The sequence below is a fragment of the Streptomyces sp. NPDC111802 genome (assembly GCF_055634335.1).
In genome coordinates this window covers 25,645-48,661 of sequence record NZ_JBVKCZ010000041.1, presented here as the reverse complement: position 1 = coordinate 48,661, position 23,017 = coordinate 25,645, and the positions used below count along the sequence as shown (strand labels likewise).

At 71.3% G+C, this 23,017-nt stretch carries 20 protein-coding genes; 14 read left to right on the top strand and 6 right to left on the bottom strand.

Annotated elements, in window-relative coordinates; genetic code table 11:
- Nucleotides 1-19 precede the first annotated feature (19 nt).
- The 7 genes from ACZ7NC_RS34870 (at nt 20) to ACZ7NC_RS34840 (ending at nt 8,639) form a co-directional block, all read left to right on the top strand.
- Nucleotides 20-1,267 (top strand): serine hydrolase domain-containing protein, encoded by a 1,248-nt coding sequence (locus tag ACZ7NC_RS34870; RefSeq protein WP_471494302.1) that lies wholly within the window; start codon nt 20-22, stop codon nt 1,265-1,267.
- Nucleotides 1,268-1,356: 89 nt separating this feature from the next.
- Nucleotides 1,357-2,721: a CAP domain-containing protein gene (locus ACZ7NC_RS34865; protein ID WP_471494300.1), complete on the top strand. Its 1,365-nt coding sequence runs from the start codon at nt 1,357-1,359 to the stop codon at nt 2,719-2,721.
- A 65-nt stretch (nt 2,722-2,786) separates the two neighbouring features.
- Complete coding sequence (locus ACZ7NC_RS34860; protein ID WP_471494297.1) at nt 2,787-3,464, top strand: AIM24 family protein; 678 nt, start codon at nt 2,787-2,789, stop codon at nt 3,462-3,464.
- Nucleotides 3,465-3,668: 204 nt separating this feature from the next.
- The gene (locus tag ACZ7NC_RS34855; RefSeq protein WP_471494294.1) at nt 3,669-4,721 is read left to right on the top strand and encodes a tetratricopeptide repeat protein; all 1,053 of its coding nucleotides are present in this window, start codon (nt 3,669-3,671) and stop codon (nt 4,719-4,721) included.
- Nucleotides 4,718-5,788: a polyprenyl synthetase family protein gene (locus tag ACZ7NC_RS34850; protein WP_471494291.1), complete on the top strand. Its 1,071-nt coding sequence runs from the start codon at nt 4,718-4,720 to the stop codon at nt 5,786-5,788. The genes ACZ7NC_RS34855 and ACZ7NC_RS34850 overlap by 4 nt, the downstream gene beginning before the upstream one ends.
- Nucleotides 5,789-5,914: 126 nt before the next feature.
- Nucleotides 5,915-6,874 carry a threonine/serine dehydratase gene (locus ACZ7NC_RS34845; RefSeq protein WP_471494289.1) on the top strand — a complete coding sequence of 320 codons (960 nt, stop codon included), beginning with the start codon at nt 5,915-5,917 and terminating at the stop codon, nt 6,872-6,874.
- Nucleotides 6,875-7,031: 157 nt separating this feature from the next.
- Nucleotides 7,032-8,639 carry a serine/threonine protein kinase gene (locus ACZ7NC_RS34840; RefSeq protein ID WP_471494287.1) on the top strand — a complete coding sequence of 536 codons (1,608 nt, stop codon included), beginning with the start codon at nt 7,032-7,034 and terminating at the stop codon, nt 8,637-8,639.
- A 1-nt stretch (nt 8,640) separates the two neighbouring features.
- Here ACZ7NC_RS34840 and ACZ7NC_RS34835 read toward each other — a convergent pair whose 3' ends face one another.
- A complete protein-coding gene (locus tag ACZ7NC_RS34835) occupies nt 8,641-10,077 on the bottom strand; it encodes a serine hydrolase domain-containing protein (protein ID WP_471494285.1) in 1,437 nt (478 codons plus the stop codon).
- Nucleotides 10,078-10,191: 114 nt separating this feature from the next.
- Here ACZ7NC_RS34835 and ACZ7NC_RS34830 point away from each other — a divergent pair, with 114 nt between their 5' ends.
- Together ACZ7NC_RS34830 and ACZ7NC_RS34825 are read left to right on the top strand one after the other, a co-directional pair.
- On the top strand, nt 10,192-11,163 hold the full coding sequence (locus ACZ7NC_RS34830) for an LLM class F420-dependent oxidoreductase (protein ID WP_471494283.1): 972 nt from the start codon (nt 10,192-10,194) through the stop codon (nt 11,161-11,163).
- Between the two features lie 113 nt (nt 11,164-11,276).
- The gene (locus ACZ7NC_RS34825) at nt 11,277-12,320 is read left to right on the top strand and encodes a hypothetical protein (protein WP_471494281.1); all 1,044 of its coding nucleotides are present in this window, start codon (nt 11,277-11,279) and stop codon (nt 12,318-12,320) included.
- Nucleotides 12,321-12,349: 29 nt separating this feature from the next.
- Here the strand turns inward: ACZ7NC_RS34825 and ACZ7NC_RS34820 are convergent, their stop codons facing one another.
- The gene (locus ACZ7NC_RS34820) at nt 12,350-12,772 is read right to left on the bottom strand and encodes a DUF6328 family protein (RefSeq protein WP_471494376.1); all 423 of its coding nucleotides are present in this window, start codon (nt 12,770-12,772) and stop codon (nt 12,350-12,352) included.
- Nucleotides 12,773-12,934: 162 nt separating this feature from the next.
- Nucleotides 12,935-13,918 (bottom strand): aldo/keto reductase, encoded by a 984-nt coding sequence (locus ACZ7NC_RS34815; RefSeq protein ID WP_471494279.1) that lies wholly within the window; start codon nt 13,916-13,918, stop codon nt 12,935-12,937.
- A 137-nt stretch (nt 13,919-14,055) separates the two neighbouring features.
- Between ACZ7NC_RS34815 and ACZ7NC_RS34810 the strand changes: the two genes are divergently transcribed.
- The gene (locus ACZ7NC_RS34810) at nt 14,056-15,747 is read left to right on the top strand and encodes a cholesterol oxidase substrate-binding domain-containing protein (protein ID WP_471494276.1); all 1,692 of its coding nucleotides are present in this window, start codon (nt 14,056-14,058) and stop codon (nt 15,745-15,747) included.
- Nucleotides 15,748-15,754: 7 nt separating this feature from the next.
- On the opposite strand, the gene ACZ7NC_RS34805 is transcribed toward ACZ7NC_RS34810, so the two are convergent.
- Nucleotides 15,755-16,966: an FAD-dependent monooxygenase gene (locus tag ACZ7NC_RS34805; RefSeq protein ID WP_471494274.1), complete on the bottom strand. Its 1,212-nt coding sequence runs from the start codon at nt 16,964-16,966 to the stop codon at nt 15,755-15,757.
- Nucleotides 16,967-17,329: 363 nt separating this feature from the next.
- On the opposite strand from ACZ7NC_RS34805, the gene melC1 reads away from it, so the two are divergent.
- Both melC1 and melC2 read left to right on the top strand, forming a co-directional pair.
- A complete protein-coding gene (melC1, locus tag ACZ7NC_RS34800) occupies nt 17,330-17,701 on the top strand; it encodes an apotyrosinase chaperone MelC1 (protein ID WP_471494272.1) in 372 nt (123 codons plus the stop codon).
- Between the two features lie 34 nt (nt 17,702-17,735).
- Entirely contained in the window at nt 17,736-18,560 is an 825-nt protein-coding gene (gene melC2 / locus ACZ7NC_RS34795) for a tyrosinase MelC2 (RefSeq protein WP_471494270.1), read from the top strand.
- A 19-nt stretch (nt 18,561-18,579) separates the two neighbouring features.
- Here melC2 and ACZ7NC_RS34790 read toward each other — a convergent pair whose 3' ends face one another.
- Both ACZ7NC_RS34790 and ACZ7NC_RS34785 read right to left on the bottom strand, forming a co-directional pair.
- Nucleotides 18,580-19,272 carry a ribonuclease H family protein gene (locus ACZ7NC_RS34790; RefSeq protein WP_471494267.1) on the bottom strand — a complete coding sequence of 231 codons (693 nt, stop codon included), beginning with the start codon at nt 19,270-19,272 and terminating at the stop codon, nt 18,580-18,582.
- 35 nt (nt 19,273-19,307) lie between these two features.
- Nucleotides 19,308-20,105 (bottom strand): VOC family protein, encoded by a 798-nt coding sequence (locus ACZ7NC_RS34785; RefSeq protein ID WP_471494265.1) that lies wholly within the window; start codon nt 20,103-20,105, stop codon nt 19,308-19,310.
- A gap of 151 nt (nt 20,106-20,256) precedes the next feature.
- Between ACZ7NC_RS34785 and ACZ7NC_RS34780 the strand changes: the two genes are divergently transcribed.
- The gene (locus ACZ7NC_RS34780; RefSeq protein WP_471494374.1) at nt 20,257-21,264 is read left to right on the top strand and encodes a zinc-binding alcohol dehydrogenase family protein; all 1,008 of its coding nucleotides are present in this window, start codon (nt 20,257-20,259) and stop codon (nt 21,262-21,264) included.
- Between the two features lie 314 nt (nt 21,265-21,578).
- Entirely contained in the window at nt 21,579-23,009 is a 1,431-nt protein-coding gene (locus ACZ7NC_RS34775) for a family 2B encapsulin nanocompartment shell protein (protein WP_471494262.1), read from the top strand.
- The last annotated feature ends 8 nt before the right edge of the window (nt 23,010-23,017 follow it).

Below are 23,017 nucleotides of genomic sequence, written 5' to 3'. Positions count from 1 at the left end.
CCAAGCAGGAGGAATCCGGATGCTTTCCACAGCGGTGGTCAGAGGTACGGCGGTGGCGGCGGCCTTTGTGTCGCTCCTGGCGGTCCCCGCACATGCCGCGCCCCAGGAGCCCGGCGCCGTCACGGTCGCCGCCTCGGCGGGCGCGCCGGCCGCCCCGGACGTCACGGGCCTGTGGAACGTGCTGCGCACGGCGAGACGGCAGGGCGCGCCCGGTGCGATGGCGCGCCTCGACGACCGCGACACGGTCCACTGGGCGGCCGTGGGCGTCGCCGACCGCGGGACCGGACGGGCGCTCAGCAACGCCGACCGGTTCCGCATCGGCAGCGTCACCAAGGTCTTCTCGGCGGTCGTGCTGCTGCAACTCGCCGATGAGCGCAAGCTGAAGCTCGACGCCCCGGTCAACCGCTATCTGCCGGGGCTGCTGCCGGACGACCGCATCACGGTGCGCCATGTGCTCAGCCACCGCAGCGGCCTGCACGACTACACCAACGAGATGTTCGCGCGGTCGGTTCCCGGCTTCGAGGCGGTCCGCAAGCAGGTCTTCACCTACCGGCAGTTGGTGAACCGTTCCCTGAGCAAGCCGCGCACCACCAAGCCCGGGGGCGCATACTCGTACTCCAACACCAACTTCGTCGTCGCCGGCATGCTCATCGAGAAGCTGACCGGGCACTCCGTGCGGACGGAGTACCGCAACCGGATCATCGAGCCGCTGAACCTGCGCGACACGTTCTATGTGCACCCCGGCACGAAGATCCCCGGCCGGCACGCCCGCGGCTATCTCACCCCGGACACCGCCGGCGCGAAACTGGTCGACGCCACCGAGCAGACGGTGTCCTGGGCGCAGAGCGCGGGCGCGGTCATCTCCAGCACACGGGACCTCAACACCTTCCTGTCGGCGCTGCTCGGCGGCCGGCTGACCTCCCGCGCGCAGCTGGCCCAGATGCAGCGGTGGGTGCCGGCGGGCAGCACACAGGCGTACGGGCTCGGGCTCAGGCGGCGTGATCTGTCGTGCGGGATCTCCGTCTACGGCCACACGGGCGCCGTACAGGGCTACTACTCCTACGCGTTCGCGTCCAAGGACGGCAGGCGCAGCCTCGCCGCGCTGGCCAACGCCTCCAACAACGGCGCGGTGCACAACACGATGCTGAGCACACTGGAGTCGGCGTTCTGCGGCAAGCGGGCGAAGAAGTCGGGGCCGCCCGCCACGCCCGTCGAACGGCACGAGGACGTCGCGCCAGGGAACCTGCTGGATCCTGACGAGCTCTGAGGGCTCACGCCGGGCGGGAACCCTCGAGATCCGGTGTGCGTTTTCCGGACATCCCCACCGGATCTCGAAGCACCCACCAGGACGGCGCGATGAGCGAGTTGGTTCCCGGGGGCAATCTGCCCCTCCCGGGCGGCAGCGTGACCGTCCGGGTGCCCGGCCCCTTCGATGTGTCGGCGCTCATCACCGACGACAGCGGCAAGGTCCGGGGCGACGCCGACTTCGTCTTCTACAACCAGCCGTCCGCGCCGGGCGCCCGGCTCCACGGCGACACACTGACCGTCGACCCGCCACGCCTGCGCCCCGGGGCGACCCGGGTCACGGTGGTCGTCAGCCCGGCCGACCCCGGCACCCCGCTGGGCCGGCTGCCCGCCCCCTCGCTGCACGTCACCGACTCCGGCGGTCGGCCGGTCGCCCGGTTCGCCCCGCCGCGTCCACGACAGGAGACGTTGCTGCTGCTCGCGGAGCTCTACCGGCGGGGCGGCGGCTGGAAGTTGCGGGCCCTGGGACAGGGGTACGCGGACGGACTGGCGGGGCTGGCCCGCGACTTCGGGGTGGACGTGGTCGAGGAGGCCACGCCGACGCCGGCCCAGCGGGCCCCTGCCCCAGCCGCCGCGCCCACCGCGCGACCAGTGATGCACACGCTGTCCGATTTCAGCGTCCCGCACGCCCCCACCTCCGACCCCGACGGCTTCCTGGGCCTCGTCAACTCCGCCCGCGCGGGCGCCGGTTCGCCGCCCGTCAGCCTCGACACCCGGCTCGCCTCCGCCGCGCGGGCCCACGCCGCCGCCATGGCCTCGGCGGGACAGCTCGGTGTCGAGGGTCCCGACGGCGTCTCCGTGTACCAGCGCATCACCGCCGCCGGGTACACGTACGTCACCGTCGGCGAGCAGCTGGTGTCCGGTCCCCGCACCCCGAGCGAGTTCGTCTCGTACTGCCTGCGCACCGAACGCCCCCGCCGCACCCTGCACGACCCTGCCTTCACCCACGCCGCCCTGGCGTACGTCACGGGCGGCCGGTCGGGCGACACGTACTGGACGGCGCTGTGGGCGAGGCCGCTCACACCCGGTGACCTGTCCCGCACCGCGGCCGAGGTCGTCGACCTGACCAACCGGGAGCGGGCCCGGGCCGGGCTGCGCGCCCTGGCCGTCGACTCCGCGCTCTCCACCGCCGCGGGGGCCTACAGCACCGACATGGCGACCCGCGCCTTCTACTCCCACACCTCGCCCGAGGGGAGCCAACCTTGGGACCGGGCGGCCGCCGCGGGCTCCCGAATGCGCACGATCGGCGAGAACATCGCGTGCGGCCAGCGCTCCCCCGCCGAGGTCGTGGAGGGCTGGATGAACAGTCCCGGCCATCGCGCCAACATCCTCAAGCATGACTTCACCCACATAGGCATCGGCTTCGCGGGCGGCGGCCCGGCGGGCACCTACTGGACCCAGCTCTTCGGCGGCTGACGGCCCGAGACCGGCGCCACACCGCGATCTAGGCGGAAGGGAACCGTCCGGGACAGGATGCCCCTATGAAGGGTGACCTCTTTTCCAGCGAGTACATGGTCCAGCCCGCCACCGCGCCGGGCATGACGACAGAGAACGCCAAGTGCATCAAGTACGCGGTGAACGGCGAGATGCACGCCCGCCAGGGCGCGATGGTCGCCTACCGCGGCAACCTCCAGTTCGAGCGCAAGGGCCAGGGCGTCGGCGGGATGCTCAAGCGGGCGATGACCGGTGAGGGGCTGCCGCTGATGGCGGTGCGCGGACAGGGTGAGGCCTGGTTCGCGCACGAGGCACAGAACTGCTTCATCGTCGACGTCGACCCCGGCGACGAGTTCACGGTGAACGGCCGCAACGTCCTGTGTTTCGACGCGACGTTGTCGTACCGGATAGCGACGGTGAAGGGGTCGGGCATCGCCGGTGGCGGCCTGTTCAACAGCGTCTTCACGGGCCAGGGCAGGCTCGGGCTGGTCTGTGAGGGCAATCCTCTGGTCATCCCGGTCTCGCCCGAGTACCCGGTGTACGTCGACACGGACGCGGTGGTCGGCTGGACCGCCGGGCTCCAGACCTCGCTGCATCGCTCGCAGTCCCTCGGCTCGATGCTGCGCGGCGGTTCCGGGGAGGCCGTGCAGCTGATGCTGCAAGGTCAGGGCTATGTCGTCGTACGCCCGAGCGAGGCGACACCGCAGAAACCGCAGCAGCACTGAAACGGCGCCGCGAGGTGATCTGCGCCTCACAGGCAACCCCGTCCGCCCTGCCGACGTCTTGATCGACAACAGGTGAAGCCCTGGCCGACCTTTCGGTCGGGGCCGGTTTCCAACGCTCTATACACGCCGTGTATACCCATCACGTATACACACCGCCTATACACCGTGCGTATACATGGCGTGTATATCGATCGAAAGGCATCGATGTACGGTAAGGCATTCGCCCCGGAGTACCAGGGGGCCCTCACCACCCTGTCCGTGAACTCGTCGCTCACCGACGTACTGGCCGCCGGCACCGAGCAGTTGAGAGCGGCCGAGCGGGCCGGTCAGCACGGCGAGGCGGCGCGCTCGGGGCTCGCGGTCGCGGAGGCGCACCGCCGGCTGGGACAGGTCGGTGACGCGGACCGGGCGTGGAAGGCGAGCTATCGCGCCGCCCGCGAGGCCGACGACACCGCGGCGATGGCCTGGGCGCTGTGGAGCGGCGGCACGCTGGCCCGGCAGCGCGGCGCGTTCCCGCTGGCCCGCCGGCTCCTTCAGCTCGCGGCGGACCTCGGCGAGCGCGGCGGCGACATCGTCGTACGCGGCTACTCGCTGGCCGGTCTGGCGGAGACCGGCCGCATCCAGGGGGACTACGAGGCCGTCCACCGGCTGCACGAGCAGCTGCTGGCCGAGGCACGGCGGCGCGGCGAGGCGCGGCACACCGTGTGGGCGCTGGAGGGCATCGCCCAGATCCATCGCAACACCGGCTCGTACGACACGGCGTACGCCCTGTTCGAGGAGGCGGCCGAGATCGCCGCGCGGGCCGAGGACCGGCGCGGTCACGCCTGGGCGCTGCGCGGACTCGCGGACATCGTCTCGGTGCGCGACGGCGACGTGGAGCGGGCCCTTGCGCTGCTGTCCGAGGCGGAGACCATATGCCGGGCGATGAAGCTCTCCAGCGCGCTGGCCTACAACCACAAGATGCGCGGCAACGTCCTCTACCGCGCCGAGCGCTACGCCGAGGCCCGGGAGCTGTACGAGCAGGCGCTCGCGGAGTTCCGTGCGATGAGCGAGCCGCGCGGGGAGGCGCTGTCCCGGCTGGGGCTGGCCAAGTCGCGGGCCCGGCTGGGGCGCGACCGTACCGAGACCGCCGCCGAACTGGCCGAGCTGGCCGGGGTGTTGGAGCGGATCGGGTTGCGGCACGCGCGGCAGATGGTGGCGCGGGCGCAGGAGGAGTTCGGTATCGACGAGGACGCGATGGCGGGGGTCGGACGGTGACGGCGCTCCCTTCGGCGCTGCGGACTCCGACGGACACCCACCAGCGCGCCTCGTCGGTACACGCTCCGGTGGACGCCCGCCAGGTCCTCGACCGTTGCCGTGCCTTGGTGCGGCCCGCACTGCGGGAGACGGTGGGGCGGACGCATCCCTGGGTCGGTGAGATGGCCGCGTACTCCTTCGGCTGGTGCGAGGTGGGCGGCGCGCCGTCCGCCGGCTCCGGCGGCAAGGGCGTACGGCAGGCGCTGGCCGTGCTCGCCGCCGAGGCGGCCGGTGCGCCCGGCCGGGTCGCGGTGCCCGGGGCGGTCGCGGTGGAGCTGGTGCACGCCTTCTCCCTGCTGCACGACGACATCATGGACGGCGACGAGGCACGGCGCCGGCGCCCCGCGGTGTGGAAGGCGTACGGCACCGGCCCAGCCGTCCTCGCGGGCGACGCGCTGTTCGCCCTCGCCGTCGAGACGCTCGCGGCGGCACCGGCCGGCCCCGAGGCCGTACGACTGCTGTCGGTGGCGCTGCGGGACCTGGTGCGCGGGCAGGCGGACGACCTGCTGTTCGCCACCCGTCCCTGGACCGGGCCGGAGCGGGTGCGGCCGGACGAGTACCGGACGATGGCCGAGCACAAGACGGGCGCTCTGCTGGGCTGCGCGGCCGCGCTGGGCGCCCTGCTCGGCGGTGCGCCGCCCACGACCGTCTCCGCCCTCGACCGTGCGGGCCGGCATCTGGGCATCGCCTTCCAGATCGTGGACGATCTGCTGGGCATCTGGGGCGACCCGGCCGTCACCGGCAAGCCGGTGTACGGCGATCTTCGGGAGCGCAAGAAGACGTATCCCGTGCTGGCCGCGCTCGACTCCCCCGCCGCCGGACGGCTCTGCGCACTCCTGGAGTCGCCCGCCGACCCCGGCGAGGCGGCCGCCCTGATCGAGGAGGTGGGCGGCCGCACGGCCGCGCTCGCGCGGGCACGGCGTCATGTCGCCGCCGTGGAGACAGCCCTGGCGGACGTACCGTTGGCGGAGGGACCCGCCGAGGAGCTGCGGTCGCTGCTGGACTTCCTCGTGCGGCGCGATCTGTGACAGCGCGCCGCACACGTCCGGCGGTGTCTTGCGCCGCCCTCGCGAAACCGGGTTGACCGGCGACGTCTCCCGCGTCAGGGTGCCGAGCGGTGCGGATCCCGCCCCCGCGCCGGAAGGGTGACTGCCTTGATCGGGATCTCGGACGTCGAAGCCGCGGCCGGCCTCATCGCCGGACATGTGGTGCGCACCCCGACCGTACCCAGCCCCGGCCTCACGGCCCTGCTCGGTGTTCCGGTCACGGCCAAGCTCGAACTGCTCCAGCGCACCGGGTCGTTCAAGGCCCGCGGCGCGACGGCGAAGCTGCTGTCGCTGAGCGAGGCCCAGCGGGCCGCCGGGGTCGTGGCGGTCAGCGGGGGCAACCATGGCATCGCCCTGGCGATGACGGCCGCCGTCCTCGATGTGAAGGCCACGGTGGTGATGCCGCGTTCGGCGCCGGCCCGCTCCATCCGGATCGTCGAGGACGCCGGGGCGGCGGTGCGGCTGACGGACGACATGGACAGCGCGTTCTCGCTCGTCACCCGGTTGCGGGACGAGGGTCTGACGCTCGTCCATCCCTTCGACGACGCCCTGGTGATCGCCGGGCAGGGCACCGTCGGTCTGGAGCTGGCCGACGACGCCGGTGAGCTCACGGACGTGATCGTCAGCGTCGGGGGCGGCGGGCTCATCGCCGGTGTCGCGGTGGCGCTGCGGGCCAGGCGTCCGGGCGTGCGTGTCTGGGGCGTGGAGACCGAGGGCGCCGAGGCCATGTCCCGGGCGCTGGCTGCGGGCGGGCCGGTGCCGGTGGCGCTTTCGTCGATCGTGTCCACGTTGAGCGCGCCGGCCGTCTCGCAGTTGACGTACGACCATGTGTCCGAGTTGGTCGACGAGGTGCTGGTGGTGCCGGACCGGGAGGCGGTGCGGGGCGTGCTCGACCTCGCCGAGCACGCCAAGGTGTGGACCGAGCCGGCGGCCGGCTGTCTGCTGCCCGCGGCCCGCCGGGTCCTGGAGCGAGTGGGGGACGGTGCCCGGCTCGGGCTGATCGTGTGCGGAGGCAACGCGGCGACTTCGGACGTGCTGCGCTGGGCAGCCGATTTCGGCGTTCGCTGAAGGATTCGAACTCCATTTCCCTGCGCTTTTCCCGAAGTTACTCCCGCGTCAGAATCCAAATGAAAAGAAGCGCCCTTTAGTTGAGGTTTTGGTTGAACGCTTCCCGTCATGTCTCTCGTACTTCCTGTGAGAAATGAGAGCCCGGGTTCAGCGAGGGATGGCCATGGTCAAGGCGCGCGTCTCCACAGCCGAGTTGGTCGCCGCGAGGTATCGGCTCGTCGATGTCGTCCATCGCGAGACGAACCGCGTCAGCTACTACGCCGAGGACGTGGAGACCGAACGCCCGTGCCTCCTCACCCAGATCGGGCTCCCCGACGATCCGTGCCCGGACGACCGTCGCCGGGCGACCTCACGCCTTCTGCGGACGTCCGAGCGGATGGGGCTGCTGCGTCCGGGCCGGGTCGCAGCCGTGCTGGACGCCGTCGAGGACTCCGGGAGCCTGTGGATCGTCACGGAGTGGATCGATGGCACGCCCCTGGGCGAACTCATCGCCCAGCAGGGCTCGTTCAACTATGTGCGGGCCGCGCGCATCGGACTCGAACTGCTCGATGTGCTGGAGGCCGCGCACGTCGCCGGCATCACGCACGGCGAGTTGAGCCCTGGGCAGGTGTTCGTCGGCGGCGACGGGTCCGTCGTGGTCACCGGCTTCGGGCTGGCCGGCGCGACCCTCTCGCCCCGCGTGGCCGCGCCGTCGTACGCGTCGCCGGAACAGGCCCGTGACGAGCGCATCGGGCCGGCGTCCGATCTGTGGGCGCTCGGCGCGATCCTCTACACGATGGTCGAGGGGCGTCCGCCGTACCGCGAACGGGACCGCCCCGAGGCCACGTTGAAGGGAGTGGACCGGCTTCCGCTGCGCGCCCCGGTGCGCGCCGGTCCGCTCACCCAGGCCGTGCAGGGGCTGTTGCGCAAGGACTCCCGGGAGCGACTGAGCAGACCGGTGGTCCGTGAGGCGTTCACGCGTGTGCTCAACGAGGATCCCGACGCGGCCACCCAGGCCCTGAAGAGCCCCCGGCTGCGCGGTCGCTGCGCCGTCGGCCCCGCTTGGGGCAGACGCGCCATGGTCATCGGCACGGCCCTGGCCGTGGTCACTGTCGCGGCCGCCGTCCTCGTGGTGACCAACGGCCGCAATGACGACTCGGGCTCGGCGACGGGTGCGGCGCCCACTCCTTCCACCTCCGCCGGGGCACCGACCGGCGCTTCCCCCTCGGCCACGCCCAGCACATCCCCCTCCCAGGAAGCGACGGGGCCGGCGACGGAACCGGCGACGCCCACCGCCTCCCCCTCGGACCCGGGCCTGCCCGCCGGCTACCGGACGTACAAGGCGCCGGAGGGCTTCTCGGTCGCCCTGCCCGAGGGGTGGCAGCCGCTGGGCACCAAGCGTGCCTCGGACCTGGCGTTCCGCGTCTTCCTCGGCGCCGACGGCGATGAGCGCAGGCTGGCGGTCACCTACAGCGAGGCCCTGGGCCCGGACCCCGTCGCCGTCTGGCGCGACGGGGTCCAGCCCGAACTGGAGGAGCGCACCGGCTTCCAGCGGATCGGCGACATCGAGGCGACCACGTACCAGGGATACGAGGCCGCCGACATGGAGTGGGTCTCCGAAACGGACGACGGCACCCGCTTGCGTACCTTCGGCCGCGGCTTCCTCCTCGACTCGCACCGCGGCTACTCACTGCGCTGGACCGCCCCGGAGGACGACTGGGACGACCCCGAGAACCAGGAGGCCCTGGACTTGCTCCTGCGGACCTTCCGGATTCCCGGGGACTGAGTCAGGCCGACGCCCGGGGTGCGCCCATCGCCCGCAGCGGCAGTCCGTGCAGCGGGTCGGTGCGCCAGCGGGCCGTGAACGTCCGGTCCTTGAGCGAGCACGTCACGGCCAGATGGTGCGGGGTCTCCAGGAAGGCGACGTCCACGACGAGGGTGTCCTGGTCGGTCCAGCCGCCGCTCACCGCGGTGGGCACCGGGTCCTCGGTGACGGTCCAGCCGGCGCCCCCGAGCCGCAGCCGCAGCGGGTGGCCGTCCTCGGTGAGCGTCAGCGTCCAGCCGTCCCCGTCCGGCGCGAGGTCGACGGCGGTCAGCTTGGGGAGCCGCTCGCAGAGACCGCCCTCCGGGGTGAACGCCTCGGCGGACCAGGACCGGGCCCGCTCGGGCGGTGCCGGCTCACCGGCCGCGGGCGGCAGCGCCAGGCCGGCCAGCCGCTCCGCCAGGGCCGCGTCCGCCTCCTCGCCGCCGGTCAGGGGTGCTTGCCGGAACGCGGGCAGGAGATGCTCCCAGACCAGGTTCAGCAGGGCCTGCATGTCCCAGGTGTCCGCGGTCGTCGCGATCACGGCGTCGTGCTCCGGCAGCACCACACAGAACTGGCCGAACGCGCCGTCGCCGCGATAGCCGTGCCGGGACATCCAGAACTTGAAGCCGTACCCCCGTTGCCAGTCGTCCCCGGGCATGAGCTCCGAGTTCGAGATCTGCGCGCGCGTCGCCTCCGTCACCCACCACTCGGGCAGGAGCCGCTCGCCCTCCCACACCCCGCCCTGCAGATACAGCAGGCCGAGCCGGGCGATGGCGTCGGTGGTGGCGTGCAGTCCGCTGAAGCCGAGCTCCCGGCCGCTACGGTCCCTCAGCCAGGCGACGTCGCCGATGCCGAGCGGATCCAGCAGGCGCGGCCGCAGATACTCGGTGAGCGACACACCACTCACGCGCTGCACGATGGCGGAGAGCGTGAAGGTGGCGGGCTGGTTGTACGCGAAGACGGTGCCCGGGTCGCGGGGCGGCGGCACCTGGAGGAAGCCGCGCACGAGGTCCTCGCCGTCGCGGCTGCGTGCCTCGAAGAGGGTGTCGGTCTCGTGGCCGCTCGCCATCGACGCCACATGCCGCACGAGCATCGCGCGGCTGCGCGGATCGGTGATGTCGGCCTCGAATTCGGGGAAGTACGAGATCACCGGGTCGTCGAGCCGTATCAGCCCCTCGGCGGCGGCGAGTCCGGCGGCGGTCGCGGTGAAGCTCTTGCTGATCGAGTAGAGCAGATGCGGGCGTTCGGGGGTGTACGGCGCCCACCAGCCGGAGGCGACCAGGCTGCCGTGTCGCAGGATCATCAGGCTGTGCGGCTCGATCGTGGTGGCGGCGTCGAGTGCGTCGAGGAAGGCGAGGACGCCGGAGGCGTCGACGCCCTGGGCGGCGGGGGTGCTCGAAGGCAACGGGCGCGCAGACATACCGGCATCCTCTCCCGATGCTCGGGCGATGATCGAGGGTTTTCGCGTCCCGGACCCCGGCATCTCGTCCCGTCCGTCCCGTTTTCACCACCCGTGCCCGGGGACTCGGCGCGTATGGTGCAGATCGGATACACGATGATGACCGAGCAGGCCGGCCCGCGTGCGCTGGTGGACCATCTGGTCCGCGCCGAGGAGGTCGGCTTCGATTTCTCCGTGACCTCGGACCACTACTTTCCGTGGCTGGACTCGCAGGGTCACTCTCCGTACGCGTGGAGTGTGCTGGGCGCGGCCGCCCAGGCCACGTCGCGGATTCCGCTGATGACCTACGTGACGTGTCCGACGTTCCGCTACCACCCGGCTGTGGTGGCGCAGAAGGCGGCCACGATGCAGTTGCTGTCCGAGGGCCGCTTCCGGCTGGGTCTCGGCTCCGGCGAGAATCTCAACGAGCATGTCGTGGGCGGCGGCTGGCCGTCCGTGGACGTTCGGCACGAGATGTTCGAGGAGGCGGTGGAGATCATCCGGGCGCTCTTCGGGGGCGGCCATGTGAACCGCCGCGGCACGCACTTCGACGTGGAGTCGGCCCGTCTGTGGGACCTGCCGGACCAGCCGCCGCCCATCGGCATCGCCGTCTCCGGCGACCAGTCGTGCGAGCTCGCGGGCAGGCTCGGCGACCTGGTGATCGCCACGGAGCCCAAGGCGGACCTGCTGGCGGCGTTCGACCGGCACGGCGGCGAGGGCAAGCCGCGCGTGGGGCAGCTGCCCGTCTGCTACGACCCCGACCGGGACACCGCGATCAAACGCGCCCACTCCCAGTTCCGCTGGTTCGGCAGCGGCTGGAAGGTCAACTCGGAGCTGCCGCACCCGGATTCCTTCGACGCCGCGACCCAGTTCGTCACGCCGGACGACGTCGCGGAGTCGATCCCGTGCGGCGACGACCCCGACGCCTTCGTCGAGGCCGTACGCCCGTACGCCGAGGCGGGATTCACCGAGATCGCGCTGGTGCAGATCGGGGGCGAGGAGCAGTTGCCCTATCTCGACTGGGCGCAGACAACGCTGCTGCCCGCGCTGCGGGACGCTCTCGGCTGACCGCACTCGTGCCGCGGCGGGCGGGGCGGACAGCGGGCGAGCGTCGTCCGCTGGTGCCATAAGCTGCCGGTCGGCACTTCTGCCGTCCGAGCAGCCCTACAGGAGAGTCACCCGTGACACTGGCGTTCGTCCCGCCCGAGACGTCCCCCGCGCCCCAGGCCCCGCTGTCCGATCTCGTCGCGCGGGACGCGCGTGAGTTCGGGGTCTACGCGCGGACCGGAGGGTGGGCCTTCGGTCTGATGGTGGCGCGCAGCGTGCGGCCCGGCGGCCAGGGCGCGGGCGAGACGCCCAAGGTGTCCGCGAAGGAGTTCGCGGAGCTCGCCGGGTGCTCCGCCGACCGCGTCATGCGCTACTACAAGGCCTGGGACCGGGCCGCCGACGACGGTCTCGTCCCGCACTTCGAGGCGCTCGCGCCGGGCCAGGAGGTGGAGCTGCCGGACGCCGACGTATGGCTCAGCTACTACGTCTCCCGCAACAGCGCCACCTCCGAGCGCGGCACCGCCATCGCCGAGGCCGCCGAGGCCGAGGGCATCCGCCCGACGAAGGCCCTGGAGGTCGCCGAGAACCCCACCGCGCTGCGCGCCGCGATCCTCGCCGACCCCTCGACCGCCCGCGCGGCCCGCCAGGCCCTGCTCGACCGGGTGCGCGAGGACCCGGACCTGCAGGCCGAGTTGGCGCGGGACGTCGTACGCACCGACGATCTGAAGAAGGCCGTCGCCACGGAGAGCCGGTCGGCCGACCGGATCGGCTATGTCCGCCAGATCGCCGAGTCCGGCCAGATCAAGACGCCGGCCGGGCAGACCGTGGACGCGCCTCTCGATCTGCGTCAGGAGGCCGAGCGGCATCTGTCGCTCATCGACGAGCTGGAGGACGACGAGGACACCGGAGAGTGGGCCAGCGACGCCTACGACACCATGAAGTCCCTCGTCGTGGAGGCGGTGGAGGCCGATCCCGAGCTGCGGGTGCAGGAGCGGCGGACGAAGTTCTACAGCAGCCTGCAGCGGGCGACGAAGGTCTTCGAGGAGCTGACCTTCGACGATGTGCAGGAGTTCGTCGAGGACGACATGGTCGAGCAGCTGGAGGAGCTCCAGCAGGCCATCTCCACGTGCATCACGGCACTGCGCGGGGCGCGGGGCGGCTCGGCGCCGCAGGAGTAGCCGCCCTCGTCGCAGCCGGACGCCGCCGCTCACTCGGTGTAGCGGCGGCGGGTCCACATGGGCAGCACGAACCAGCACACGACGTACCAGACGACCACGCCCGCGACCAGCCACGGCACATAGTCGTCGTGGGTGGCGACCCGCAGAATCAGCAGCAGCGAGGACGCCATGGTCACCAGGAGCAGGACCAGGCCGACAAAGGTGAGCCTGGAGGCCCACTCCACCGCCTTCGGCTTGATACGGCGCCCGGCCACCAGGCGGTGCAGGGACACGGGGCCGATCAGCGCGCCGGTGGCCGCGGCACCCAGCACGACCGTCACGATGTAGATGGTCCGGTCGGTGGAACTCAGGGTGTCGTACTTGTTCGTGAACACCACGGTCAGCAGAAAGCCGAACAGGATCTGCACGCCCATCTGGGCCACACGGACCTCCTGGAGGAGCTCGCCCCACATGCGGTCGGCTCTCTCCTCCTCGGTCTCGTTGCGCCCCCTGCGCCTGGTCTCAGCCCCTTCGGTGGCCGTCACGTTGTCCTCCCGGGTTCGAACGACCTGAGTCCTTCCGTCCCGCGAGTACCCCCTGAGCGGGAGTTCTGTCCCGTCGGCCAGACGTACGTCCTACCAGCGGCCCTCGACCTGGTCCTTGATCCGCCGGTCATAGAGGTCCCGGATCGCCGTGAGCGTGTCGTCGGACAGCTCCGGCAGCGTGGCGGCGGCGGCGTTGGCGCGGGCCTGCTCGGGCGAGCGGGCGCCCGGGATCACGGTGGTCACACCCGGCTGCTGGATGATCCAGCGCAGTGCCAGCTGCGCCGGGGTGAAGCCCTCCGGGGCGAGGGCGGCGAACTCGACGGCCGCCTCCACACCGGACTCGTAGTCGACGCCGGAGAAGGTCTCGCCCTGGTCGAAGGACTCGCCGTGCCGGTTGTAGGTGCGATGGTCGTTCGCGGGGAAGACGGTGTCCTTGGTGTACTTGCCCGACAGCAGGCCGGAGGCCAGCGGCACGCGGGCGATGATGCCGACGCCCGCCTCCCGGGCCGCGGGCAGCACCTCGAGGAGGGGCTTCATGCGGAACGGGTTGAGGATGATCTGCACACTGGCCACGCCCGGCCGGGCGACGGCGGTGAGCGCCTCGGCGCAGGTCTCCACGCTGACGCCGTACGCCGCGATGCGCTCCTCCTCGACCATGGTGTCCAGGGCGTCGAACACCTCGTCGGTCGAGTAGACGGGCGTCGGCGGACAGTGCAGCTGGACCAGGTCAAGGCGGTCCACCCCGAGGTTGCGCCGTGAACGGTCGTTCCAGGCGCGGAAGTTGTCGAGGACGTAGTTCTCGGGGATCTGGTCGACGCGGCGGCCCATCTTGGTCGCGACGAGGATGTCGAGCTCGGGCCGGCCGCGCAGGAAGCCGGCGATGGTCTCCTCGCTGCGCCCGTCGCCGTACACGTCGGCCGTGTCGAAGAAGGTCACCCCTGACTCGACGGCCGCGTCCAGCACCGAAAGGGCTTCCTTGTCGTCCACGTCGCCCCAGTCGGCGCCCAGCTGCCACGTACCGAGACCGACGACGGATGCCCACTGACCCGACCTACCGATTACACGCTCGTCCATGGCGTCAGTGTGTCATCGACCTTCCGCCCGCACGGAGCGGGCCCCTCCGGTCTCGCCACCTGTGAATCGTTCACCCACAAGAGTGAATCGGTTCGATGGGCAAGCGATTGCTGTCAGGCCGATCCTAGCTTGGACATGTGATCGACAACTTCAGCCGCAGGGGCTTCCTGCGCACCGCCGCCGCACTGGCCGCTGTACCGACCCTCCTCCCGGCCGACCCGGCCGTCGCGGCACAGGAGTTGCCGGACTTCCCGCCGGATGTGCCGCTGTACCGCTCGGCGTACCGCAACTGGGTCGGCGAGATCACCGCGGACGGACTGTGGGCCTGCGCCCCGACCGGCCCGGACCAGGTGGTCACCGCAGTCAACTGGGCCTGGCGGCACGGCTGGAGGGTCCGGGCCCGGGGTTCCTCGCACGGTTGGTCTCCGCTGACCATCACCCAGGGCACTGCGTCGGACGCGCCGGTCCTCCTGGTCGACACCGCCTCCCATCTCACCGGCCTGTCCCTGGCGTCGCCCACCTCGGTGCGCGCCGGCACCGGCGTCACACTGGAGGCTCTCCTCACCCACCTGGAGGAACACGGCCTCGGCCTCACCGCCGCCCCCGCGCCCGGCAACCTCACCCTGGGCGGCGCCCTGGCCATCGACGCGCACGGCACCGCCGTACCGGCGCGGGGCGAGCGGCGACTGCCCGGTCACACATACGGCTCGCTGAGCAATCTCGTGCTCTCGCTGACGGCCGTCGTCTGGGACGAGGACAGCGGCGCGTACGCGCTGCGGACCTACGACCGTGCCGAGGCCGACTGCGCCGCACTGCTCACCCACCTCGGCCGCTCGCTGGTCACCGAGGTCGTGCTGCGCGTGGGCGCGAACGCCGACCTGCGGTGTGTCAGCCGTACGGACATCCCGGCCGGCGAACTCTTCGCCGCGCCCGGCACCGGCGGACGCACCTTCGAGAGCTTCCTCGACCGGGCCGGACGCGTCGAGGCGATCTGGTTCGCCTTCACCGAGCGCCCGTGGCTGAAGGTGTGGAGCGTCTCCCCCACTCGACCGCTGACCTCGCGGCATGTGACGACGCCGTACAACTACCCGTTCTCCGACCGCGTCCCGACCCCCGTGGCGGACCTCGTCGGGCGCATGGTGTCGGACGGGGCCTGGTATCTCGCGCCCGTGCTCGGCAACGCGCAGTACGACGCGGCCGCGCTCGGCCTGGTGGCGACGCTGTCGGCGGACATCTGGGGGCCGTCCAAGAACACGCTTCTGTATCTGCGGCCGACGACGCTGAGGATCGCCACGAACGGGTACGCGGTGCTGACCGGCCGGGACCAAGTGCAGCGCGTCCTGGCCGAGTTCACGGCCTTCTACCGGGAGAGGCTCGCGGCGTACGCCGACCGGGGCCAGTTCCCGGTCAACGGTTCGGTGGAGATCCGGGTGACCGGCCTCGACGATCCGGCGGACGCCGGTCTGGACGGGGCGCGGACCCCGCTGCTGTCGGCGCTCCGCCCGCGCGGCGAGCGACCCGAGTGGGACACCGCCGTGTGGCTGAACATCCTGACGCTGCCCGGGACTCCGTACGCGGAGGCGTTCCTGAGCCAGATCGAGCGGTTCCTGCTGCGCACCTTCGACGGTGAGTACGCCATGACCCGCGTCGAGTGGTCGAAGGGCTGGGCCTACACGAAGGACGCCGCCTGGAGCGACGGCGAGGTGCTGGGCGCGGTCGTGCCCGGCACCTTCGGGGAGAACGTGTGGGAGGAGGCTTCCGGGACCTTGGACCGGCTCGATCCGCACGGTGTGTTCGGCAACGCCTTCCTCGACCGGCTGTTCGGGTGAGGCGCGGCTACTTACGGGACGCCCTGGTCTGCGCGGCACGCGCGAGCCTCGGTCCGAGCCAGCGCTTGAGGCGGCGCAGCGCCTCCGACTGTGTGACCGCCTTGTCGAGTCGGTAGTACAGCTGGGGCGGCACATGGGGCAGCAGGGGCGAGTGTCGCTGGCCGAGCAGGGCGAACATCTGCTGTGGGGGCAGGTGGATGTAGCGGGGCAGGTTCTCGTACCACCGGGCGCTGTGGCGGGCCGCGCTCTGGACGGCCAACAGGGCCTGCTTGCGCTCCTGTTCGTAGCGGGCGAGCGCCTGCGGGATGGCGGGCTCTTCGTGCAGGGCGCCGGCCAGGGCGATGGCGTCCTCCAGGGCGAGCGTCGTGCCCGCGCCGATGGAGTAGTGGGTGGTGTGGGCGGCGTCGCCGATCAGGACCAGGTTGTCGCGGTGCCAGGTGCGGTTGGTGACGGTGCGGAAGTTCAGCCACCGGGCATCGCCGTCGCCGGACGCGCGACCGACGAGGGGGTGACCGTCGAGGACACCCGCGAACAGCTTCTCCAGCAGGGCCAGTCCGTCGGCCTCGTTGGCGGTGTCGAGGCCGAGGCCGGTCCAGGTCTCGGGGGCGCATTCGACGACGCAGGTGCTCGACTCGCGGCCGTAGCCGTAGCCGTAGCACCAGATCCAGCCGTGGTCGGTCCCGACGAAGGCGAAGGTGAAGGCGTCGAAGACCTTGCTGGTGCCGAGCCAGACATAGCGGTTGCGACCGGTGCCGATCTCCGTGCCGAAGTGGGCCGCGTGCCGGGTGCGCAGAGCGCTGTGGACGCCGTCGGCCGCCACGACCAGGTCGGCGGCCGGCAGGTCCTGCGGGGTGATCCCGTGCTCGAACTCCAGGCGTACGCCCAGTGAGCGGGCACGCTCGGCGAGGATCTCCAGCAGCCGGTGGCGGCCGATGCCGTGCCCCTCGTCGCCGGGCCGGCGGGTCGTCAGGCCCCGTACCTGCGCGACGCCCTCGCTCCAGCGGACCGAGTTCGTCTCGATGGCGTGTGCCGACTCGGGGTCGTGCCTGTGCAGTGTGTCGAGCAGGCCGCGCCAGTACGTGACGCCCCAGCCGTAGGTGGAGCCTTCGGGGTCGCGTTCGTGGACGGTGACGTCGTGGGACGGGTCCCGCAGTTTGAGCAGGATCGACAGATACAGGCCGGCGGGCCCGCCGCCGACGCAGATGACCTTCACGCGCACCTCTATCAATTACTCAATCCGGGCATTACGGAGCATTTCGGGTCCGCAGAGTAGCAGGGCGATACCGCCGTCCCGCGACGTTCCGGATCGCGCCAGTTTCAGCGGGTGAGGCGCACCACTGACGCCCCCTCCGTCAGCCAAGGACCACCGGCAACCTGACCCCCAGGAGAAGGAATTCCCCATTCCGGAGGTTCGCGAAGGTCACCACAGCAAGATCATCTTCATTCAACCTTGCACGACATGTAACTACTTGTCCGAATCGGACCCAACCACTGCCGACCGATTTCTCCCGCTCTCATCCGACCCGATAGGCATACGGAGCCAGCAACCGAACAAATCACCGAACGAACCCAGGAGGTCCGCATGCCGGAACTCAGCCGTCGCCGTGCGCTCACCGCCGCGGCCGCCCTCGCCACCGCCGCCGGTGTCCAGACCGCCCTCGCCCCCACGGCGTCCGCCTCGGGGCACGACCACCACTCGCCGACGTCCTTCGACGAGGTCTACAAGGGCCGCCGGATACAGGGCCGGCCGGCCTCGGGCGGCGGCCACGAGCATCACGGCGGCGGCTACGCCGTGTTCGTCGACGGGGTCGAGCTGCATGTGATGCGCAACGCCGACGGCAGCTGGATCAGCGTCGTCAGCCACTACGACCCGGTGCCCACCCCGCGCGCCGCCGCCCGCGCCGCCGTGGACGAGCTCCAGGGCGCCGCGCTCCTGCCCTTCCCCGCCAACTGATCAGCCGCACCCGCACCTTGGAGCACCTCCGAACATGACCGTCCGCAAGAACCAGGCCGCCCTGACCGCCGACGAGAAGCGCCGATTCGTCGCCGCCCTCCTGGAGTTGAAGCGCAACGGCCGCTACGACACCTTCGTCACCACGCACAACGCCTTCATCGTCGGCGACACCGACAACGGCGAGCGCACCGGCCATCGTTCACCGTCGTTCCTGCCCTGGCACCGCAGATTCCTGCTCGACTTCGAGGGCGCGTTGCAGGAGGTGGACGCCTCGGTCGCGCTGCCGTACTGGGACTGGAGCACCGACCGCTCGATACGGTCCTCGCTGTGGGCGCCCGACTTCCTCGGCGGCACCGGGCGCAGCCGCGACGGGCAGGTGATGGACGGGCCGTTCGCGGCGTCGACCGGCAACTGGCCGATCAATGTGCGCGTCGACGGCCGTACGTTTCTGCGCCGCTCCCTCGGCACCGCCGTAAGGGAGCTGCCGACCCCGGCCGAGGTGGAGTCCGTGCTGGCCATGCCGACGTACGACATGGCGCCCTGGAACAGCGGCTCGGACGGCTTCCGCAACCACCTCGAAGGCTGGCGCGGCGTCAATCTGCACAACCGGGTCCATGTCTGGGTCGGCGGCCAGATGGCGACCGGCGCGTCGCCCAACGACCCGGTGTTCTGGCTGCACCACGCCTACATCGACAAGCTGTGGGCGGACTGGCAGCGGCGGCACCCCGGCTCCCGCTATGTGCCGGCCGCCGGGACACCGAACGTGATCGACCTCAACGACACGATGAAGCCGTGGAACGACGTACGCCCGGCCGATCTGCTGGATCACACCGCGCACTACACGTTCGACGCGGCCTGATCCACCGCCCGCCCGTCGGTCAGGCCTCGGCGGTACGGCACTCCGGGTGGCCCCAGCCCTGGGCGTTCTTGGCGATGGGCTCTCCCGCCGCGTAGCCGCGACCGCAGACGCAGCGGCCGGGGAACTTGGCCTTGATGGTGCGCGAGGAGGTGCCGTTCTTCCGGGACGCCGTCGCCTTGCGGCGCGGTGCCTTGCTCTGCGGGGTGTCCGGGGAGGGCGGCGGCGCCGGTGAACCGAGCTCGCTGCCCGCGGACTCCTGCACGATGGCCGCCTGACTGGCGGCGCGGTCGGCGAAGTCGTTCAGCGGATCGCCGTCGACCTGGTGGGCGGGGACGTAGCGGAACTCGACCGTGCGGCCGTCCAGCAGTTCGTCGATGCGTACGACGAGGTCCTGGTTGGCGACCGGCTTGCCGGCGGATGTCTTCCAGCCGTTGCGCTTCCAGCCCGGCAGCCAGGTGGTGACGGCCTTCATGGCGTACTGCGAGTCCATGCGGATCTCCAGCGGTACACCGGGGTCGGTGGCGGTGAGCAGGCGCTCAAGGGCGGTGAGTTCCGCGACGTTGTTGGTGGCCCTGCCGAGCGGACCCGCCTCCCAGTGGGCCGGGGTCTGAGTCTCGTCGGCGACGACCCAGGCCCAGCCCGCCGGCCCGGGGTTTCCCTTCGAAGCCCCGTCGCACGCGGCCACCACACGTTCACGCATGTGCCCGATCATGCCATGGGCCGGCGGGCCGTCCGGTCGCAGGTGCGCTACACGTCCGTCGTCTTCGGCATGTCCCCCTCGGTCGTGGTGACGTCGATCACCGAGAAGTTCGCGCCCTGCGGGTCGCTGAGCGCCGCGAACCGGCCGAACGGAGAGGTCATCGGGCCGAAGCGCAGCACGCCGCCTTGCTTGGTGGCGCGGGCCACGGCGTCGTCGCAGTTCTCGACCGTGAAGTAGACGTTGATGTAGGAGGGGACCTCGGGCGGGAAGTCGTCGGTCATCTGCATCCGGCCGAGAGCCATGTCCTCGCCGATCGAGTAGATCCGGAAGTCGACGGCGTCGTCCTCCATCTGCTTCGCGTTGTACCCGAAGACCGCCGGGAAGAAGGTGTCCGGCTTCTCCGGCTCGCGCGTGAAGACCTCGCCCCAGCAGAACGCGCCCGGCTGCTCCGGCGGCGCCTCGAAGCCCTCGTGGGTGCCGGCCTGCCACAGGCCGAAGACCGCGCCGCTGGGCTCGCGGGCCAGGCACATGCTGCCGAACTCGCCGACCGCCATCGGCTCCATCAGGATCTCGCCACCGTTGTCACGGATCTTGGCGGCGGTGGCGTCGACGTCGGGGGAGGCGAAGTAGAGGCACCACTGCGACTGGCCCTCCTGGCCCGGCATGGGCGGGACCACCGCGGCGGCGGCCTTGCCGTTCGCGTAGGCCTGGGTGTAGTTGCCGTACTCCGACGCCTGCTCGCCGAACGTCCAGCCCAGGACGTCGCCGTAGAAGCTCTTGGCCTGCTCGATGTCGGTGAACATCGCGTCGGCCCAGATGGGGGTTCCCTCAGGTTTCACGGCCATGACTGCGGCCCTCTCCCGGCTCGGTGAGTTGTCCGGATTCTTACGCTAGTCACCGGGTGGACGGGTCGCGCGCCGAATGCCCGGTTCCGTTCCAGACTGGGGTGCGAGGGCGACCGGTCGACGGACGGGACTCGGCATGGCGGACGGAACGATGCGCGCGTGGTCGGTGGTCGAGCCGGGGCCGGTCGAGGCAGGGCCGCTGCGGCTGGTCGCAAAACCGGTACCGATGCCGGGGGACGACGAGCTGCTGGTGCGGGTGCGGGCGTGCGGGGTGTGCCGTACGGATCTGCATGTCGCCGAGGGCGATCTTCCGGTGCGCCGGCCGGGCGTGACCCCGGGGCACGAGGTCGTCGGGGAGGTCGCGGGGTTCGGGTCGGCGGTGCGTGGCTTCGGCGTCGGGGAGCGGGTGGGGGTGGCGTGGCTGCGGCGGACTGACGGGACGTGCGGCTACTGCGTGCGGGGCGCGGAAAATCTGTGCCCGGCCTCGTCGTACACCGGCTGGGACACCGACGGTGGGTACGCCGAGTACACGACCGTGCCGGCCGCGTTCGCCCACCGGCTGCCGGGCGGCCTCGACGATGTGACGCTCGCGCCGCTGCTGTGCGCCGGGATCATCGGCTATCGCGCGCTGCGGCGGGCGGCGCTGCCGCCGGGCGGGCGGCTCGGGCTGTACGGCTTCGGCGGCAGCGCTCATCTGTGCGCGCAAGTGGCGCTGGCCGAGGGCGCCACCGTGCACGTCCTCACGCGCGGGGCGGCCGCCCGGAAGCTGGCGCTCGACCTGGGTGCCGCCTCGGCGCGCGACGCGCACGAGATGCCGCCGGAGCCGCTGGACAGCGCGATCCTCTTCGCGCCCGCCGGTGAGCTGGTGCCGATCGCGCTGCGGGCGCTCGACCGGGGCGGAACGCTGGCGGTCGCGGGCATCCACCTCAGTGACATTCCGGCGCTGAGGTACGAGAGCGAGCTCTTCTACGAGAAGCGGCTGCTCAGCGTCACCTCCAACACGCGCGAGGACGCCCGTGAGTTCCTCGCGCTCGCGGCCGAGCACCATGTGCACGCCACGACACACACATATCCCCTGTCGCGGGCGGACGAGGCGCTGCGGGATCTCAAGGCCGGCCGGTTCGACGGGGCGGCCGTGCTGGTGAACGACCTGTCCTGAGCCTGCTGCTCCCCCGGCGTCCGACGGGACGGGCGAGCCGGTGCTCACGCGTCGTGCGCCCGCCCGTCCCCGGTGATCGCAACCGGCGTGAAAGGACGGGCCCGTGCGCCCTCCGCTTCGAGGGAGGGTTTGCGCACCTCAGGTGGTGAAGCCGCCCCCTTCACGCCGTACCGGGCCCACCACCGGCGCTGTTTGGCTTGTCCCTGCGGCGCGTACGACCCACCCGTGCCACGAGGACGCCGTCATCGCGCCCAGAGGCTGCCGTCGTCATCGACCACTCCGCTCACCTCTGATCACCCTCCAGGGAGGGACAAGTGTCCGTATCCGAGAGCGTCACCGGACCCGCCGCCGACGACCCCGCCCCCGACGGACCGCTCACCAGTCTCAGCACCGAGGCCGCGCGCCAGCTGGCGACGACCACCAAGTCCGAACCCCAGATGCAGGCCATCTCCTCGCGATGGCTGCTGAAGATGCTGCCGTGGGTGGACGTCAAGGGCGGCACCTACCGCGTCAACCGGCGCCTTCAGCTCCGGGTGGGGCGCGGCCGGGTGCAGTTCGACCAGAACGGCGCCGACGACATCAAGGTCATCCCCCAGACGCTCACCGAACTGCCGGTGCTGCGCGGCTACTCCGACATCGACGTCCTCAAGGAGGTCGCGAACCGCTTCCGGGTGCGCGAGGTCCGGGCCGGCCAGGTGCTGGTCTGGGCCGGGCAGCCGGTCACGGAGGCCTACCTCGTCGTGCACGGCCGCTTCACCCGCTTCACCGAGGGCAAGTACGGCGAGGAGGAGATCCTCGGCGTCGTCACCGACGGCGACCAGATCGGCGACGAGGCCATCGGCCAGCCCGACCCGCTGTGGCTGAGCTCGGTGCGCGCCGAGACCGCGGGCGTGCTGCTGGTGCTGCCCTGGACCGTGGTCCAGGAGCTCACCGACCGGGTGCCCTCGCTCGCGGCGCACCTGGAGGCCTACGCCGAACGCCAGAACCTGCCGATGAACCGCAAGGGCGAGGCCGACGTGCCCGTGCAGGCGGGCCACATCGGCGAGCCGACCATCAGCGGCGGCTTCGTCGACTACGAACTCTCCCCGCGCGAGTACGAGTTGTCCCTGACCCAGACCGTGCTGCGGGTGCACACCCGGGTCGCCGACCTCTTCAACAACCCGATGAACCAGACCGAGCAGCAACTGAGGCTGACCATCGAGGAGATCCGCGAACGCCAGGAGTGGGAGCTGGTCAACAACCGGGACTTCGGGCTGTTGCACAGCGCCGACTACGGGCAGCGGATCAGTACCTTCAGCGGGCCGCCGACGCCGGACGACATGGACGAGCTGCTGTCGATGCGCCGCAAGACCAAGCTGTTCATCGCCCATCCGAAGGCCATCGCGGCGTTCTTCCGGCAGTGCAACCGGCGCGGCCTGGTGCCCGGCACGGCGAGCGTCGACGGGCACGAGATCCCCGCCTGGCGCGGGGTCCCGATTTTTCCCTGCAACAAGATCCCGGTCAGCCCGCAGCACACCAGCAGCATCATCGCGCTGCGCACCGGAGAGGGCGACCAGGGGGCCATCGGGCTGTACCAGACCGGGATTCCCGAGGAGCACCAGCCCGGTCTGAACGTGCGGTTCATGGGAATCGACGCCAACTCGATCATCCGCTACCTCGTCACCGCCTACTACTCGCTGGCGATCCTCGTGCCCGACGCGGTCGGGATCCTGGAGAACGCCCAGATCGGCCGGACGGCCGAGTGACCGCTTGG